Below are 16,579 nucleotides of genomic sequence, written 5' to 3' on the forward strand. Positions count from 1 at the left end.
TTTTTAGACCCGCTGAACACCAGAAACCAAGCGGCCTGACACATTCTTATCAGCTAAGAATTCCGGGTCATAGCGCTAAAGGTTCCGGGTGACTGACTAAAGATTCCGGGCTAAACAGCTAAAGATTCCGGGTGTTATCCACACCCGGATTTTCGCTAATCGCCCATTACCGAATCAGCCATTCTCCAACAGCTGACTATCAAAAAATCTTCCCCCGGCATCGGGGCGTTCCAGGCCGCCAGGATCTGCCGCAATATCCGTAATATCCCTGAATGTGAAAATAAGTCGCTTGATTGACCTCCCTTTTCTCTCAGTGCGGAGACTGACATGAAGCGCGGACTTTTCTCTAAGCTCACGTATTACAGGAACAATCACCTTATCCTTTAAGTTGGAGTACCTATCATAGGAACAACCGAGTCTCAAATACTCTTTTAGCTCATCAACCCCCACCGTATAAAACCCAGTAGACCTGAACCGTTGAAACAGCTCAAAAAACCTAATTGAATGCACCGAAGTTAACAGCACAACACGCCTTAACTTATAGACAGTGAACTCTTTATTCATGTGAACAAGATATGGCTCGACATGAATTGTAAAATACAGTTTTGCTTCACCACCACCGTCCAAATAAGAAACTTTGTCAACCCACCTAAAGCGGTCTCTATATCGACCATCAAAAGTCTTTACATCCTGTTCATACAGAGAATTACACGCTTCCTTAATCGCCTCATATGCTTGTTTCACAGGAAGACCATACAACTCTGCAAAGTCATGGGCGCAGACCCGAATCGGACGAGGCAACGGCTTCCGCGGATCAATTTGGCTAATAGCAGCCAAGACCAGGCGATACTCATTGAGAGTTAATCTATAGCTTGCTTTAATCAGGCTATTAGACTTTGTGATCGTATGGCACTTACGCATAAGTGCCTCCTTGACGAGCCATTCGCTCAGACTTCCGCGGCCGACCAGGTTTTCTTCTTGTGACAGGCCCATCAGAGTCAATTAAGTCGAGCCGAACAACATGCAGCTGCAGCCAAATCTCAACATCCGCTCGACGCCACAGCAAACGCTTAGCACCAGGGATACGACAGACAGGAGGTAATTTGGAGGGATTTTTTGAGTGCTGGTTTTTAATCGTACCCGGGGCACGATCAAGGATTAGCGCAAGGTCATCAACGGTGAGTAGTTTTTCGAGAGACACGACAACATCCTCCCCCAACCGTTAGGTCAGGATTGGATGGGTTCGCGGCAGCACCGATGATTGACCGTCTGTGGCTTTCTGGCTCAGCACATCAGACGGGATCCATTCGGATGCGGGGTTGTGCCCTCATCTGCTTCTCGCTCTCCTCCGCGCTCCACTGATTGGAATCCAGCCCCATCAAAGCTGGCAGCTTCGCGTCGTCAGGCGACCACCTCTAAGAGGTATCCTTTCTTCCACCCGCACTACATCCGCTTTTTGCGTGGGTGGCACTGGACCGAGGCACCCTGCGACTCATCATCAGTACCCTGCAGGCCAGCTGCCAAGCACCTAGAGACCAGGGCCATTTTCGGACCCCGCCAGTTCGATTACCTCTAGCTTAATCATCGGCGGTCATTACCTCAACCACCTTGGCACACTTTTGTCACACTTAGGCTGTGAATCATGATGATTCAACGTGATCGACGGTTATCGCATTAAACGAGCAAACCCCAATAAACAAAGGGATACAGACCTAAATGGCTGGATTTTCAGCTAAGATGAGGACGCTAAATTTTGCAGTTGCACTGCAGCGGGCCGACGGGGAAGGTTTCGCGAATAAGCGTAGATGGGGCGGGATTCATGACAGCGTCCTCTCAGGCGAATCGCCTATTCTAGCCATTCCCGCGGTTCCCTGCGGGAGGTGGCCTGTCAACGAGAGGGCCCTGAAGGAGACCTTCAAACCCAAGGCAATAAACTGCTCACCGCCAAAGGCAAGGCCACACCCGCCAGCAATGTCTGCCCGGCAATGATCCCCGCCATCAGCGGCGCATCCCCACCCAGTTGCCGGGCCATGATGTAGGACGACGAGGCGGTGGGCAGCGCCTGGAACAGCAGCGCCGCGATAGCTGCTTCGCCACTGAGGCCGAACAGATGGCAAGCGGCCAGGGTCACGATGGGCATCACCACGAACTTCGCCAGCGACGCCATGCCCACCGGCCGTAGCCAACTGCGCGCCGCCTTGAGATCCAGCGCCGCGCCCACGCACAGCAGGCCCAAGGGCAGCGAGGCCTGGCCAAGGGCTTTCAGCAACGGCTCGATTGCTGGCGGGAGGCCCAGCTCCGTTGCGTGCAACAGGATCCCGAGCGCACAGGCCAGCAACAGCGGGTTGACGGCCATCTGCCGGGCCACGCCTTTCCAGCTCATGCGCCCTGCCGAGCCGTATCGGGCGAACACCAGTACGCAGAGGACGTTGACGGTGGGCACGATCGCCGCATTCGCCACCGCTGCCAGGGCAATGCCCTGGGCGCCGAACAGGCCTGCCGCCGCCGAAACGCCGACGTAGTTATTGAACCGCACCCCGCCCTGGAAGACCGAGGTGAACGCCGCGTCGCTCACGGCGAAACAGCGGCGCGAGAGCACCAGCAGCAACGCCACCAGTACCGTGGAGGAGACCAGTGCCAAGGCCATGCCCACTACCGGCACGCCTTCCAGTTTCGCCGTGGCCAGGCCATGCACGAACAGCGCGGGCAACAGGACGTAATAGCCGAGGCGCTCGGCCTGGGGCCAGAAACTGTCGGCCAGGAAATGGCTGCTGCGCAGCCAGGTACCCAGTGCGATCAGCAGGGCAATGGGCACAAGGGCCAGCAACAGGGAAAGGGTCATGGCAGGGTCCGCACGATCAACAGATGAGCGTCACGATAAAGACCCGGTAGCTTGATTAAAAACGATGAATTATCGAGCCACCCTCAAGTTTTACTCATCGGTCAGCGCGGCCTGTCGGCGAATCGCCTGCGCCAGCGCCGCGGCCAGACGGCCCCGCGGGCGGTCCTCGCGCTCGATCAGGACCACCTTGCGGGTGCGTTGTGGATCGCCGAAAGGGCGGTAGGTCAGTTGCTCGATCTTCCCCAGCACCCGTTCCGACGACGGCACGATGGACACCCCGAGGCCGCTAGCGACCATGCGGATCAGCGCTTCCTGGCTATCCAGCTCCATGGTGGTGCGCACCCGCAGACGCATGCGCCGCAGTTCACGCTCGATGGTGCGGCCGGCCCAGGCGCGACGGTCGAAGCGAAAGAACGGCTGGTCCTGCAACAGGCTGCGCGAGTCGGCATCGGCGAGCCGCTGCGGGGCGATGATCCAGAACCCCTCCTCGTACAGCACGGTGCTCACCAGGCCGTAGGGATGTGGCTTGACCGGCTCGGTGGTGACCGCCGCATCCAGCTCCCCCGCCTCGACCCGGGTAGCCAGTTCTGCCGACATTCCCGACAGGACGTTGACCCGCACATGCGGATGCTCCGCGCTCAACGCAGCCAGGGCCGCCGGCAGGACACCCGCCAGCGCCGTATGGATAGCGCCCACCCGCAAGCGCCCGCGCAGCTCGCTGTCCTCGCCAAGCTCGGCGGCGATGCCGTCGTAGAGCGCCAGGATCTCCCGCGCCCGCTCCAGCGCCAGGTATCCGGCTTCGGTCAGCACCGGCAGGCGCCGCGAACGGTCGAACAGCGGCGCGTTGAACTCCTCTTCCAGCCCGCGAATATGCAGGCTCACCGCCGACTGGGTGAGGTGCACCGCCTCGGCAGCACGGGCGAACGAGCCGTGCTGGGCAATGGCGACCAAGGTTCGCAGGGCACGCAGGGACATGGGCCGGGGTCCGTAGGAAATGATGAATGGTCTGACAGCACATCTGGCTGGCACGCCAGATGCTTCCGAATTCAACTACGTTTAATTGAACCTGACCGGAAGTACACAAGTCTCCCGCAAAAGAACACCGATTTACAGGATTGCCCCGATGTCAGGAAAAAGCCGCAGATACAAAGCCAGAGCCACCATCATTTGCCTGCGTAGCGGCAAGGTACTGCTCGTGCGCAAGAAAGGCGGCAAATGGAACTTCCCAGGCGGTACCGTGGAGGCCGGTGAGCAGCCGATCCAGGCGGCAGCCCGGGAACTGAAGGAAGAGACGAAATTGCGCAGCCTGGGCCTGTTGCAATTATGTTCGGTGGAAGTGGGCAATATCGTCCACCACGTATTCACCACCCAGTTCGACGACTACACCGAAGCGGTGGCAGACAACGAAATCGTCGCCTGCAAATGGGTACGTCGCGAACAGCTGAACGGCAAGCTGCTCACCCCCAACGCCGCAGCGCTGATGATGCGTCAACTCCCGGCCCTGTGCGCCAGCTGAACCGCGCGTTTTGCACGGCCCGGCGAGGGCCGTTCATGCAAAATGCACCGCGTGCGTCCTGCCCCTTCCAATGTTTGCTGGGTCAAATGCATGTCCAGGATCGGGCACGGCATTCGCAACTGTCCCTCACATCCGATGCCTCGGCGCATCACGGCTGCGTCGACGGCCGGCAAGAAAACGGAGGGATTCCACCAATGGCGGGACAACAGTTGTACGTGATCGATTATGAACTTCAGGGGCAGCCACGCACCTTTATCATTCGCCTGGAAAACATGAACAACGCCGAGGCCTGGCACTGGGCCAGTTGCGATGCCGGCGTCGGCGTGATTCCCCGCTTCGGGCAGCAGAAAATCAAAAAGGTCAGCCGGCCGATGGCCGAGCGCTATGGGATCACCAATGTGCGCTGGCGGGTATCCGGCCAGGGCCCGGAATTCAAGCCGATGCCGGTGGATGTGGGGAAGTTTGCCGGGTCTGAGTGATTCAGTGTTGTCTCTCGGGCGTCATCGCTGGCAAGCCAGCGATGACGCGCTGAAACTCACCCGAGAACCTTGGCCATTTCCGCCGTCTTCTCCCACCCCAGCCCCTCATAAACCGGCCGCCCCACCTCGGTAGCATGCAACACCGCAAACCCCAGCCCGCGTCGCGTGAACTCCGCCTCGCCCAGTTTCATCAATTTCGAAGCCAAACCCCGCCGCCGATACGCCGGCTCGACATATACATTCAACACATACCCACGCTGATCCCCCTGCGGATGCGCCGGATGCGGTGGCCAGTCGATGCTCATCAGGCCGATCGCCGCGGCTACCGTGCCACCATCGACCACGGCGAACCCGTAATAACGCCCGTCTTCCAGGCGCGGCAGCAGCCAGGGGCGGAAGTGCTCGGTCATCACCCGCAAGGTCGCCGGATCACCGCCGGCCTCAAGGAACATCGCCTCGCGATGCATGCAAATCTGCTCACTGTCTTCCGGCAGCAACCGGCGAACGGTGAAGGGCACGAAATCGATATCACCGGGAATTTCAGTCATCACACTCATACCTTGGTCGGAGCGTCGATTCTGGGCCCCACCCCGGCAAAGCGTTAGATACAGATCCCACTATGCACTGGCCATACAGATTGCAGAGCGTTTTCACCAGTTTTGCCCAACTGCGCCCCCCCCCCCTCACTCGTTCACTGCGGTTGCTTACCGCGCTGGGTAGGGTGGGGATGGCGTTGGTCAGGCGTCAAGAAATATGAGCCTTCTTTACGCGTGACGTGAGCGCCTATTAGCTACCAGCCGACTGAGGTATGTGGGGGAAGGTCGGCTTTGGCGGTGTCAGTAGCGGTTGTTTGGGCGGCACGGATTCCGTTCCGCCCTGCAGGACACCTTCGTTGTTGACCAACTTCGACACGCTGTCGAGCTTTCTATGAATGAGATTTTTGGTTTCTTTGCCGTACCAATTCCTGCATGTGACATTGATTTCGCACGACCCCGTCTCGTATTGCCAGGTGAACGCAGACCCACAGGATTCCTGGGCCGAAGACGCCTTCCACTGGGCATCGCAGGCCTCATCGCTTTGGAGTGATGCAGCAGAGACAAACGCCGGCAGGCACAACGCGAAAAAACATTTCAAAAGTGCAGGTGAACATGATCTAGCCACGGTGGCGACTCCTGATGAGAAAGCTGACTGTGCACCGCTCACCTCGCACAGGGGTCAAGTTCCGACAGGAGTTCGACCGCGTCAATGCTCAAATACGACTAATCAGTAAGTGGGAAGTTCGGTCATAAAGGGCGACGAACTTCAGCTGATTCTGACTTTCTGGTAGGCAATTTCCCAAGCATAGTTCCGCCGCTTGTTTGCCGTTGCATGCCGGGGAAACGCTGCCTAGTCTTGCTGCCGTCGCTGATGTCTGGCGACCGGCTTTGACAGGCCATCGCAGGCGCTGGCCGAGTCGATGGCGAGCGGGATTTCGCTAATGCAGGCTTCGGGTTGAAGCCTGAGGATTGAGGTTACCGCTGCCGGCCTCATCGCCGGCAAGGCCGGCCCCCACTGCGGGAGCTGGCTTGCCAGCGATGAGGCCGGTACTGACAGAAGTAGTCCCCGGCCTACCGCGGTATCATTTCCCTCCTACCGTTCCCTCGCCGGCAGCTGATAGCCCCCCCCCGGCCCTTGCGATTAAATACCGGTATTCGCCAAGGAGCAGCCCTCATGAATTTCAGCAAGCCATTCCTCTTACTCCTCGCCCTGACCTTGACCGGCTGCGGCACCTTCAACACGGTGGTCCGTGGCGACCAGGTAACGGCAAAGAACCTCCGCGAATGGCGCACCCACTGCGCCTCCCTGCCACGGGTCTACAGCGGTGCGGTGTACAACTTCTGCATTCTCAACGGCGAGCCGAACTATTCCACCGACGCGCCGGGCTCACCTGCCGCGATTCCCTTCACCATAGTGGATATCGCCTTGTCCGGTGCGCTGGACACCCTGGCATTGCCGTACACGATCTATCGCCAGGTGGAAGACGGGAATATCGAGTTGCATCGTTAGGTCGCAAGCTTCATGGCGGCTGTATGCGAGGGGTGCATTCGTGCACGCCGGGCTTCTCTACCCTCGGTCTGTCAACCCACATACAGCCGCCACCCGCACCTATTGATCAAGCAAAACCTTCGGCGCCGGAGCTGCGGCCTGCGGCACCACCCCGCCCGTCAGGTGCCCATTGCTGTTGGTCAGCTTCGGCACGCTGTCCAGCGTCCAGATCGAGCTTTCGTCATCCCCCGGAACCCCGTCGGCTTCGTCACAGGAAACAGTCAGGGTGCACACGCCCTTGGGCCCCTCTACCGACATCAGCTTGTGGCACGTCTTATAGGCGGAAGACTTGATCCACTGTTCATGACAGGCATCGGCCGCCAGGGCATTTATCGACATCGCCACCCCGCCCAGCAGTGCTGCGCCCAGGGTGATCGAAGAAACGGAGTTGGAACGGTTCATATCGGCTTCTCCCGTAAAGAAAATCGATGTGCACCGCTCACCTCGCACGGGACCACGCTCGTCCCGTGCGAACAGGCTGTCAATTGTCGGAAGTCATTAACCCGAAAGCCTAGGGCAGATACAGCCTGAACAATCCACCACCCAAGGCCCCGCCATTGGCAATCTCGATCCGCCCCGGCACGCCGTTGCGCGCGTGCAGCGCAGCGATTCTCGCAGCGAAATACAACCCCAGCCCGGTACTCGCCGTACTGTGCTCGATGCCCTGCACATACTCGTGCTGCTGGGCGATCATCGCCGCCGGGAAACCCGCGCCGTCGTCGTTGACGCTGATCACCAGCGCCTCGTTTTCCTCGCGCACGGTGACCAGCAATGCGTGCCCTGCATAGCGAATGGCGTTGTTGATGATGTTGGAAATCACCGACCCCACCAGCTCGCGATCGAAGAAGCCGAGGGGGGTGGCCTCGTCGATTTCGTAGCGGGCAACGATGTCGCGGCTGTGGAGGATCTCCTGGTAACCGGCCAGCAGCCCGCCGATGAAGTCGTCGAGTTCGTGGTAATCCGGCAGCATCGGCAGTTGGTTGATGCCGAGCTTGTACAGGCCCAGCAGCTGTACCAGCATGCCGTTCAGGTGAACGAACTCGTGCTCGATCACCACCTGCTCGGGCCCCTGCTGGTGGCTGTCCGGCAGGCGCGAGAGCCATTGGCTATGGGCCTGCATGAGCATGGCCAGCGAGTTCTTCATGTCGTGCACGGTGGAGGCGATCACCGTGGAAAAATCCAGCCCCGATTCCTTGTCCCTGGACATCATGACCCCACAGCGCGAATGCGCAGTTTGCGGTAGCGCTCATAGCGCGGATCGGTATCGGGAATGCCGGCCACCTTGGCCAGGCAATCGCGACACTCCTGCAGCAGCGCCGCCGCCGGACTTTCCCCGCCGATACGCAGCAGGGCCTGGGCGGTGTTGAGGGCGATGCTGATGTTCTTCGGTTGCAGCTTCAATGCCTTGCGGAACTGCTCCAGCGCTTCGTTCAACTGCCCGGCCTGGTAGCTGCGCACGCCCTGGCGATTGAGATCGACCGCCTCGTTGCCGGCCCTCAGGATGGCCGGGTCGTCGGTAAGCTTGGCGATGTTCTGCATGACCGCATTGTCGTCACCGTAGACCTCGACGCAGTTCTTCAGGATGGTCTTGCCGGCATCTTCCTGGCCCAGTTGCTTGAGCTGTGCGGCAACGGCCAGGGCGGCCTCGGCCGAGAAGAACTGGTCCATGGTTTCCAGACGCGCCAGGGCCGCTTCGGTGAGCTTGGCCGCCGTCTCGGCATCGCCGGCCTGGGCCACGCCGGTGGCCTTGATCAGCCGGGCACGCACCTGCAGGCCCTGGTCTTCGGCGTACTCCTTGGCGACGTCGCCTAGCACCTGGTTGATCTCGACCCGGGTGCGCGCGTCCAGGCCATTGCCGGTGTTTTTCTGGATCAGCGCCTGGGCCAGCCCGAGGTTGCTTTCCGGGTCCTTGAAACGCGAATTCTGGCCCTGGCTCACCGCCTGCCGATAGGCCCGCGATGCACCGTCAAAGTCGGCATTGGCCAGGGCCAGCTTACCCAGCAGCATCTGCCGTTTCACCGCCAATGGCGACAGACGCACCGCATCCTCCAGCACATGCTGGGCACGACGGCTTTCACCCAGGGCGACCAGCACCTCGGCCAGGCCGTCGTACAGCCCGGGCATCATCGAGAAAGCCTTGATCGCCTGCTCGTAGACGTCCTTGGCCTGGCTGGTCTGGCCGCGCTTGAACAGCAGCTTGCCCAGTGCCGAATAGGCCCAGGGGGTCGGGCGATTGGCGAGGATGGCCTTGAGGAAGCGCTCCAGTTCTTCATGCCGGTTCAGCGCGGCCATGGCGTCGGCGCGGTAGCGCAGGCACAGCGGGGCGAAGCGCGGATCCTGGCGGCACAGTTGCTCGCAGGCCACCAGCACTTGCGCCGGGTTGCCACGGTCGAGCGCCTGGAGGATGGGCTTGAGCAGGGTCTTGCGCTGCACCAGCTTGTCCAGGCGCTGGGTCAGGCCGACACGGTTGAACGGCTTGGTCAGGTAGGCATCGGGTTCGTGTTCCAGTGCACTGAGGACCACGGCCTGGCTGCTTTCAGCAGTGATCATGACGAAGATCGCTTCGTGGCTGATCAGCTTGTCGAGCATGAGGTCTTCGAGCACCTGCTGGCCGTTCTTGCGGCCGTCGCCCATGTGGAAGTCGTGGAGGATGAAGTCGTAGCGCTTCTGCCCGCACATGCGGATCGCCGTCTCGCCGCTCTCGGCGGTGTCGACGTCCTTGATCCCCATCTCGCGCAGCATCGAGCGCAGCGAAGTACGGAAATCGGTGAAGTCATCGACGATGAGAAAACTTTTCTGGCTGTAGACCAACATCCGCAAAACCTGTCTTGGAATTGAATGAAACGCACACGAACACACACAAGGACAGGCGCCTGGAGGAAACCAGGACGAAATCGTCGCCGCCGATCGTCGTAACGCTATCGGCAGCACGCGACATTTGCTTGAGCCGGCGAACGCCAGGGCGTCGACGGAGGTGAAACGAGGGCCGGGAGGTGATGCCAGGCAACAATAGCTAATTGCCACTATTGAAGTCCAGACTTCCGGCCGCGGGGGGTGCGCTTAAGGGCCCCATCGCTGGCAAGCCCCCACAGGGATCGCGCCAGCTTTTAGAAATTGAGCAAAACAGTTGCTCCCTCAGGTTCACTGCCGTTCCTGAGAGCAGCGCAATACCTGTGGGAGCTGGCTTGCCAGCGATGAGGCCCTCAACAACGAAGCAGGATTACCTGACGAACACCTGCGCCGTAGTAATCGCCATATCCCCCCCAGGCAGCTTGATCTTGCCCAGCGGCTTCAAACTGTCCGCATCGAAGATCGCCACATCGTTGTACGTCCCCGCCAGGTACACCTTGCTCCCCGCCTTGTTCAGCGAAATGCAGTAGTACGAGTGGTCCAGCGCCGCCGCCTTGACCAGTTTCTTCGCTTTGATGTCGTACTTCGCCAGCCGGTTGAGCACGCCATACACCACGTTGGGATCCTTCGGCGAGCGCATGCCGCTGAAGTAGATTTCCGTCAGCGGGCCGAAGTCGACGGTCTGGGTCTTGCCGGTCTTGAGATCGATGTTGAAGAAGCCGTAGAGGTTCTCCGCCGTGGCCGGATCCTGCTTGTTGTCGGTGAATTTCGCCGTGGTGTAGAGCAGCGAGAAGTCATGCCGGTAGGTCTGCTGGTTCCACACGTAGAGCACGTCCGGCGCACTGTAGCCGGGGCGCTTCCAGTGCCGGCTGGGGACCAGCACATCGAACTTGCCGGTCTTCACGTCCACCTTGTAGATATCCGGCCCGGCCACGTAAAGGGCGCCGTCGTCGCCACTTTGCATGATGGTCAGTTGGCGCGGGGCCGGGAAGCTGCGCAGCGGCTTGGCGTTCAACCCGTCATCGGTGGCGTAGATGTCGAGACGCGGCGCCTGCACTTCGTAGTGGTCGCTGAAAATCTTCGTGGGATTGGCCACGGTGTAGATCTCCTTGCCGTCGTGGCTGACGGTGAAGGAGAACATCGACCGTGCCTTCTCGCCCGGCAACTGGGTGATGCTGGCATGGAACACCTGCTTGCAGTTGTCCAGCTCGACGCCGTAGATATCGGCATAGTGGTTGTTGAGCACGTAGGCGATGCGCTTGTCCGGGGACAGCTGCACCGAACCCGGGCCGAAGGCGTCGGGCATGGCGCAGGTTTTGTAAAGCTTCTCGCTGTTCAGGTCGATGACGTGCAGGTTGTTCGGGTAGTTGGTGACCACCATGTACTCGTGGCCGGCATTCAGGGCCTTGCCTTCGTCGGCGGCCATCGCCGTACCGGCGCCGAGCGCCACCAGGGCGGCCAGGCCGCGGGTTGCAATCTGGAGCATGCGGTTATCCCTCTTCTTGTTCGCCTGGGGGCTCATTTGTCGTCCGGGAACACGGTCCCGAGGTTGCGCCAGCCATCACCGGAGGACTGCGCGTCCTTGTTCCAGTCGGGGAAGGTGCTCATCATGTCCGGCACCTGGGCCGGCCACCAGCAAGGGTCGGAGCAGCCATACAGGTCCGACTCCATCGGCTGGCACAGCGACGAGACACCACCAAAGGCGTCGATTTCCCAGCCCGGGTCGGTGGTCGAGGCGCAGCCGGCGACCGAGTTCATCGCCACCACTTCCTCGATGCGGTTCTCCTCGGCGGCCTGGTCCAGCTTGAGGGCTTTGTTGTTGATCGGCTTGAGATGTTTCATGTCAGTGCACCTTGCGCGCAGTGATGTAGCGAGTGATGAAGGCCGGGTTCTCGGCCATGATCCGGCTGTAGACTTCGATGCCGAAGTCCACCCAGTCGCGCATCAGTTCGCAGTAGTGATAGGTCGGATGAGTCGGGTCGCCATAGCGGGCATAACTCTCGTGGTAGCAGCCGCCGGAACACAGGTTGCGGATGCGGCAGCTGTCGCAACCGGTGTTTGTGCGGTCCAGGCGCTGTGACAGGAAGTCGTTGAGCTCGACCTGCTTCACCCCGCTGTGCACGTTGCCGAAGGTCGGCAGGCTGGAGCCGGTGAACCGGTGGCAGAGGTTCAGCTCGCCCTTGTGGTCCACCGCCAGCATCTTCAAGCCGGCGCCGCACGGCAGCGCCTTCTTGTGGCCCTCGTGGATATCGGTGAGCAACTGGTGCAGGTTGGAGAAGCCGATATTGCGATGCTCCAGCGCCGCCTCCAGATAGCGCCGACCGAGGGCCTTCATGTTGGCGAAGACTTGCACCAGCTCCTCACCGGTGAGGTTGTAGGCACTGATATCGCCGGATGTCACCGGCGCGAAGCCCACCTCGGCGAAACCCATTTCGTTGAACAGGTGATTCCAGATGGTCTCGATATCGGTGACCCCGGTGGTCAGGGTCACCCGCGCGCCTACCGGACGGCTGTCGTAGCGCGACAGCAGCATGTCGGCCTTGCGCCGCACCACGTCATAGGTGCCCTGCCCGCCCACGGTGATGCGGTTGCGGTCGTGCACGGTCTTCGGCCCGTCGATGCTCACCGACAAACCGAAGCGGTGGGCATTGAGGTAGTCGACGATCTCCTCGGTGAGCAGGGTGGCGTTGGTGGTCATGACGAACTCCACGCGCTTGCCCGCCTCGGCGAAACGCCGCTCGCAGTAGTCGACCATGTACTCGATCAGCTTGCGGTTGCTCAGCGGCTCGCCGCCGAAGAACACCACGGTATAGACCGGCTCGTCCGGCGACTCCTTGAGCAGCATTTCCACCGAGGCCACGGCGGTCTCGACGTCCATGCGCTTGCCGGCCGACGGTTTGTCCAGGTCTTCCTTGTAGCAATAGGTGCAGCTCAGGTTGCAGCCGGTGTTGACGTTGAGCACCACGGTGTTCAGCGCCGTGCGCTCGACCCGCCTGGCGGAAATTTCCGGGGTCAGCGGCGAGCCATCGCTGACCAGCTCCAGGGCGATCAGCTCGCGCAGCACCTCGTTGACTTCGTCACCATCGAAGCGCTCGGCCAGGCGCTGCACCAGCGCTTCGCTGGAACAGCCGGCGCCGCGCAGGCTGTCGATGATTTCCCCGGTCAGGGCATCGCTGGCGAACAGCGAGCTGCTGGGGATATGGAACAGCATGCGGGCATCGTCGACCCGCACTTCATGCAGATTGCGTTCTACCAGATTCAGGATGGCACCCATCACAACCTCCTCGAAAACTCGAATGTGGTCCGGTCGATCCGCTCATCAAGGGATAGGCGGGTTGTTCCAGCGCTGGATGGTCACGATCATCTGGCCCTCGCCGGTACGCGCGGTGCCGGCATCGTCCACTGCAGCGATCACCTTGAGGTTGCCGGCGTTGTTGGTGGACATCTTGCGCGCCGGGTTCGGCCCGGCATCACCCGGGGTGAACACGCCGGTATCGGCCTGCATCACGCCGGCGAACCTGACGTCCTCGTCCTCGCGGGCACGCTCGTCGAACGGCTCAACCTTCCATTTGGCCGGGAACACGCCGATGCGGTAGGCCTTGCCATCGGCGCCCTGGCCCCAGGCCTCGGCGTCGAAGCGCCCCTGCACCTTCGGCGTCGAGCCGCCGTTGTCGCCTACCCGGGCGACCGAGAAGGCCGGCACCACCTTCACTTCGGCGATCTCGCGATACACGGCCAGTTGCTGGCCGCCGAGCGTGCCGACGGACACCTCCTGCAGACCACTGGCGGCATCGGCGGCGGTTTTCACTTTCACGCGGATACGCTGCGGCGTGTTCTCCAGCACCTCGACCACTTCGACGCCCTTGCCGAACGACGGCGTGCCGCTCAGGCCGCTGCCGACCAGGGTCAGTTCGCTTTCGCCGCCGGCCTTCACATAGCCCGGCTGTACCGCCAGCAAACGCGCACTGCCCTGCTGCGCGGCGGTGAAATCGAGGCCGCGTTCGTCATGGGCCTTGTCGAACATGCGGCCGCTGAGCTGGCCGTTGTTAGCGGCGAGCACCTGGCGCATGCTCACGCCATCCACGTCCACCGTGCCGCGCCATTCATAGCCGCTGTACAGCACCGCCGAGCCCTCGCCCTTGAACGGTTTGCCATCGGCGTACTGCCCGTCGAGGCTGACCTTGAAGCGATCGCCGTCCTCGGCGGTGACCTTCATCACCCCGTTCAGCTCCCCCCTGCCCGGCAGATGGCCGCTGAAGCTCCAGTCGCCGGCCAAGGACGCGGACTTCGGCATGGACTTCTGCCAGTCGCTCCAGGCCTTGCTGTCGAAGGGATACTTCTGCGCCAGCAGCGGGACCATGTCCTTCTTCGCCAGCTCGAACCAGTCGCGGTCGCGGGACAGTGCCTGGTACTCCAGCGACGGCCACTGGCCGAGGTGGAAATGCACCAGGCGCTCCCATTCCTGGGCCGGTCGCCGCTGCAGGGCGATCCGCGCGCCGGAGTGGCAGCGGGCACACATCTGCTGGGTGGGTTCCTCGATGTTCTCGACGGTGTTCAACCGACGCTCGAGGGCGTAGCGCACGCCGTCGGTCTCGCTGGGAGCCAGGCCCTGGGTGTCGGCGAGGTACTTGACCAGGGTGCGACGGTCATCGTCGCTGATCTGCAACTGGTGCATGGTCTGCATGCGGCCGATGGTCATCAGCCAGCCTTCCGGCGTCTTGCGCTGGTGGCTGATGCGGCTCAGGGCGTCGTTACCTTCGGGAAGGTGGCAGCCCTGGCAGGTCTCCATAAGAATCTGCTTGCCCTCGCGGGCCTCACTGACCTGCGGCTGCACGGCAAGGCCGACGGCCACTGCCAGCAGGCCACCGGCGCTGGCGAACCTGAGTGTTCTCTTCATCGATGACTGACCTCCCACGGGGTTCTTCTTATTGTTCGTACACTTCTTATAGGTCTCTTCCGTCGGCCGTACAGCGGCAGAGCGCGCACCGAAGAGCCGCTTGCAGGGCTCGATACATATTGTGTGCCAAGAGCCGGAAGCGCCGTTTTACGCGGCTTGCAGGCCATGAATGGCGGGCCCTGCGCTACTTTTCGCGACGAACGAGACGACGTGAGACAGCTGTCTCACAGCGCTGGGACTGTCTCGCCCGCTGTCGCATTTTGCGACTGCCGGCATCAGACATGACGTTGCCGCGCCAGTGATCCGGCCTTGGATTGCGTGGGCTGGCGCCGACATCGGCAGGCTTGGCACAGCGGTTGCGATGGCCCTGGCAATCACTCACAAGAACGAGGTTTGCCATGTCCACCACTGCCCCTTTGCACCCGGCCGTCGAGGCTTTCGTCCGGCGCGCGCCCACCATGCTGATCGGCGCCGATTGGGCCGAGGCCGCGAACGGCGAACGCCTGACCTTGCGCAACCCGGCAAACGGTGACGTGCTGTGCCAGGTGCCGGCAGCGACCGCGGCCGACGTGGCCAGGGCGGTGGGTGCGGCGCGCCAGGCCTTCGACGATTCGGCCTGGAGCCGTAGCCGCCCCCGCGAACGGCAGAACCTGCTGTGGAAGCTGGCCGACCTGATGGAGCGCGACGCCGAGATCCTCGCCCAGCTCGAATGCCTGAACAATGGCAAGAGCGCGGTGGTGGCACGGGCCATGGACGTGCAGTTGTCCATCGACTTCCTGCGCTACATGGCCGGCTGGGCGACCAAGGTCGAGGGGCATACGGTCGATGTCTCCATGCCACTGATGCCGAACGATGAATTCCACGGCTTCGTGCGGCGTGAAGCGGTAGGCGTGGTGGGCGCCATCGTCGCCTGGAACTTCCCGCTTCTGCTGGCATGCTGGAAGCTTGGCCCGGCCTTGGCCACCGGCTGCACCGTAGTCCTCAAGCCGGCCGACGAAACCCCGCTCAGCGCCCTGAAACTGGCCGAACTGGTGCTGGAAGCGGGATACCCGGCCGGGGTGTTCAACGTGGTCACCGGCACCGGGGCCATTGCCGGCGATGCCCTGACCCGCGACCCGCGCGTGGACAAGCTGACCTTCACCGGCTCGACCGCCGTCGGCCAGCACATCGGCCGCATCGCCATGGACAACATGACCCGGGTCACCCTGGAACTGGGCGGCAAATCGCCGACCATCGTCATGCCCGACGCCGACCTCGCCAGCGCTGCCGCCGGCGCCGCCACGGCGATCTTCTTCAACCAGGGCCAGGTGTGCTGCGCCGGCTCGCGCCTGTATGTACACCGCAAGCACTTCGACAATGTAGTCGCGGACATCGCCGGGATCGCCAACGGCATGAAACTGGGCAACGGCCTTGATCCGAGCGTGCAGATGGGCCCGCTGATTTCCGCGCGCCAGCAGAAACGCGTGTTCGACTACATCGAGCAAGGGCGTAGCAGCGGCGCCACCATTGCCTGTGGCGGCGAGCAGTTCGGCCCGGGGTATTTCGTCAAGCCGACGGTGATCGTCGATGTGGACCAGAAGCACCCACTGGTACAGGAGGAAATCTTCGGGCCGGTGCTGGTGGCCATGCCGTTCGATGACGAGGCCGAGGCGCTGCGGTTGGCGAACGATAGTCCCTATGGGCTGGGGGCAAGTATCTGGTCGAACGACCTGGGCGCGGTGCACCGCATGATTCCGCGAATCAAGTCGGGCTCGGTCTGGGTCAACTGCCACAGCGCCCTGGACCCGGCGCTGCCGTTTGGCGGCTACAAGATGTCGGGCGTCGGCCGTGAGATGGGCGCCGCGGCGATCGAGCATTACACCGAGCTGAAGTCGGTATTGATCAAGCTTTAAGCAAATTCAGGTACCAGA

Annotated in this window: 15 protein-coding genes; 4 read left to right on the plus strand and 11 right to left on the minus strand. The window is 61.6% G+C overall.

Features of this window, described 5'->3' with window-relative positions; all coding sequences use genetic code 11:
• Positions 1-174: 174 nt before the first annotated feature.
• The 3 genes from N7650_RS08160 to N7650_RS08170 form a co-directional block, all read right to left on the minus strand.
• Positions 175-921, minus strand: coding sequence for a replication initiation protein (locus N7650_RS08160; RefSeq protein WP_279897780.1), 747 nt, complete (start codon positions 919-921; stop codon positions 175-177).
• Between the two features lie 994 nt (positions 922-1,915).
• Complete coding sequence (locus N7650_RS08165) at positions 1,916-2,842, minus strand: AEC family transporter (RefSeq protein WP_279897781.1); 927 nt, start codon at positions 2,840-2,842, stop codon at positions 1,916-1,918.
• Between the two features lie 90 nt (positions 2,843-2,932).
• Positions 2,933-3,817: a LysR family transcriptional regulator gene (locus N7650_RS08170; protein ID WP_009405838.1), complete on the minus strand. Its 885-nt coding sequence runs from the start codon at positions 3,815-3,817 to the stop codon at positions 2,933-2,935.
• 148 nt (positions 3,818-3,965) lie between these two features.
• Between N7650_RS08170 and N7650_RS08175 the strand changes: the two genes are divergently transcribed.
• Positions 3,966-4,358, plus strand: a complete 393-nt coding sequence (locus N7650_RS08175) for an NUDIX domain-containing protein (RefSeq protein WP_009405840.1) — start codon at positions 3,966-3,968, stop codon at positions 4,356-4,358.
• A gap of 194 nt (positions 4,359-4,552) precedes the next feature.
• Positions 4,553-4,837: a DUF6555 family protein gene (locus tag N7650_RS08180; protein WP_009405842.1), complete on the plus strand. Its 285-nt coding sequence runs from the start codon at positions 4,553-4,555 to the stop codon at positions 4,835-4,837.
• Positions 4,838-4,893: 56 nt separating this feature from the next.
• On the opposite strand, the gene N7650_RS08185 is transcribed toward N7650_RS08180, so the two are convergent.
• Complete coding sequence (locus N7650_RS08185; RefSeq protein WP_279897784.1) at positions 4,894-5,385, minus strand: GNAT family N-acetyltransferase; 492 nt, start codon at positions 5,383-5,385, stop codon at positions 4,894-4,896.
• A 1,162-nt stretch (positions 5,386-6,547) separates the two neighbouring features.
• Between N7650_RS08185 and N7650_RS08190 the strand changes: the two genes are divergently transcribed.
• Entirely contained in the window at positions 6,548-6,883 is a 336-nt protein-coding gene (locus tag N7650_RS08190) for a YceK/YidQ family lipoprotein (RefSeq protein ID WP_279897785.1), read from the plus strand.
• A gap of 99 nt (positions 6,884-6,982) precedes the next feature.
• Here the strand turns inward: N7650_RS08190 and N7650_RS08195 are convergent, their stop codons facing one another.
• From N7650_RS08195 to peaA, 7 genes are all read right to left on the minus strand, one after another.
• Positions 6,983-7,324, minus strand: a complete 342-nt coding sequence (locus N7650_RS08195; RefSeq protein WP_279897786.1) for a hypothetical protein — start codon at positions 7,322-7,324, stop codon at positions 6,983-6,985.
• 109 nt (positions 7,325-7,433) lie between these two features.
• Positions 7,434-8,129: a HAMP domain-containing sensor histidine kinase gene (locus N7650_RS08200; RefSeq protein WP_037062070.1), complete on the minus strand. Its 696-nt coding sequence runs from the start codon at positions 8,127-8,129 to the stop codon at positions 7,434-7,436.
• Positions 8,129-9,736 carry a tetratricopeptide repeat-containing response regulator gene (locus N7650_RS08205; RefSeq protein WP_064303636.1) on the minus strand — a complete coding sequence of 536 codons (1,608 nt, stop codon included), beginning with the start codon at positions 9,734-9,736 and terminating at the stop codon, positions 8,129-8,131. The genes N7650_RS08200 and N7650_RS08205 overlap by 1 nt, the downstream gene beginning before the upstream one ends.
• Before the next feature lie 406 nt (positions 9,737-10,142).
• Positions 10,143-11,258, minus strand: a complete 1,116-nt coding sequence (gene peaD / locus N7650_RS08210) for a quinohemoprotein amine dehydrogenase subunit beta (protein ID WP_279897788.1) — start codon at positions 11,256-11,258, stop codon at positions 10,143-10,145.
• Between the two features lie 32 nt (positions 11,259-11,290).
• Complete coding sequence (gene qhpC / locus N7650_RS08215; protein ID WP_009405860.1) at positions 11,291-11,614, minus strand: quinohemoprotein amine dehydrogenase subunit gamma; 324 nt, start codon at positions 11,612-11,614, stop codon at positions 11,291-11,293.
• Position 11,615: 1 nt separating this feature from the next.
• Positions 11,616-13,046 (minus strand): quinohemoprotein amine dehydrogenase maturation protein, encoded by a 1,431-nt coding sequence (gene peaB / locus N7650_RS08220; RefSeq protein ID WP_009405862.1) that lies wholly within the window; start codon positions 13,044-13,046, stop codon positions 11,616-11,618.
• Between the two features lie 45 nt (positions 13,047-13,091).
• Positions 13,092-14,669 carry a quinohemoprotein amine dehydrogenase subunit alpha gene (gene peaA, locus N7650_RS08225; protein ID WP_279897791.1) on the minus strand — a complete coding sequence of 526 codons (1,578 nt, stop codon included), beginning with the start codon at positions 14,667-14,669 and terminating at the stop codon, positions 13,092-13,094.
• 398 nt (positions 14,670-15,067) lie between these two features.
• Between peaA and N7650_RS08230 the strand changes: the two genes are divergently transcribed.
• Positions 15,068-16,561, plus strand: a complete 1,494-nt coding sequence (locus N7650_RS08230) for an aldehyde dehydrogenase family protein (RefSeq protein ID WP_279897792.1) — start codon at positions 15,068-15,070, stop codon at positions 16,559-16,561.
• The last annotated feature ends 18 nt before the right edge of the window (positions 16,562-16,579 follow it).

The sequence above is a fragment of the Pseudomonas sp. GD04058 genome (assembly GCF_029836855.1).
Classification (GTDB): domain Bacteria; phylum Pseudomonadota; class Gammaproteobacteria; order Pseudomonadales; family Pseudomonadaceae; genus Aquipseudomonas; species Aquipseudomonas bharatica.

Coding starts and splice junctions, on each gene's coding strand:
- N7650_RS08170 (WP_009405838.1), bottom strand. CDS start 3,817: ATGTCCCTGCGTGCCCTGCGAACCTTGGTCGCCATTGCCCAGCACGGC.
- peaB (WP_009405862.1), bottom strand. CDS start 13,046: ATGGGTGCCATCCTGAATCTGGTAGAACGCAATCTGCATGAAGTGCGG.
- peaD (WP_279897788.1), bottom strand. CDS start 11,258: ATGCTCCAGATTGCAACCCGCGGCCTGGCCGCCCTGGTGGCGCTCGGC.
- N7650_RS08180 (WP_009405842.1), top strand. CDS start 4,553: ATGGCGGGACAACAGTTGTACGTGATCGATTATGAACTTCAGGGGCAG.
- N7650_RS08175 (WP_009405840.1), top strand. CDS start 3,966: ATGTCAGGAAAAAGCCGCAGATACAAAGCCAGAGCCACCATCATTTGC.
- qhpC (WP_009405860.1), bottom strand. CDS start 11,614: ATGAAACATCTCAAGCCGATCAACAACAAAGCCCTCAAGCTGGACCAG.
- N7650_RS08160 (WP_279897780.1), bottom strand. CDS start 921: ATGCGTAAGTGCCATACGATCACAAAGTCTAATAGCCTGATTAAAGCA.
- N7650_RS08185 (WP_279897784.1), bottom strand. CDS start 5,385: ATGACTGAAATTCCCGGTGATATCGATTTCGTGCCCTTCACCGTTCGC.
- peaA (WP_279897791.1), bottom strand. CDS start 14,669: ATGAAGAGAACACTCAGGTTCGCCAGCGCCGGTGGCCTGCTGGCAGTG.
- N7650_RS08195 (WP_279897786.1), bottom strand. CDS start 7,324: ATGAACCGTTCCAACTCCGTTTCTTCGATCACCCTGGGCGCAGCACTG.
- N7650_RS08190 (WP_279897785.1), top strand. CDS start 6,548: ATGAATTTCAGCAAGCCATTCCTCTTACTCCTCGCCCTGACCTTGACC.
- N7650_RS08200 (WP_037062070.1), bottom strand. CDS start 8,129: ATGTCCAGGGACAAGGAATCGGGGCTGGATTTTTCCACGGTGATCGCC.
- N7650_RS08205 (WP_064303636.1), bottom strand. CDS start 9,736: ATGTTGGTCTACAGCCAGAAAAGTTTTCTCATCGTCGATGACTTCACC.
- N7650_RS08165 (WP_279897781.1), bottom strand. CDS start 2,842: ATGACCCTTTCCCTGTTGCTGGCCCTTGTGCCCATTGCCCTGCTGATC.
- N7650_RS08230 (WP_279897792.1), top strand. CDS start 15,068: ATGTCCACCACTGCCCCTTTGCACCCGGCCGTCGAGGCTTTCGTCCGG.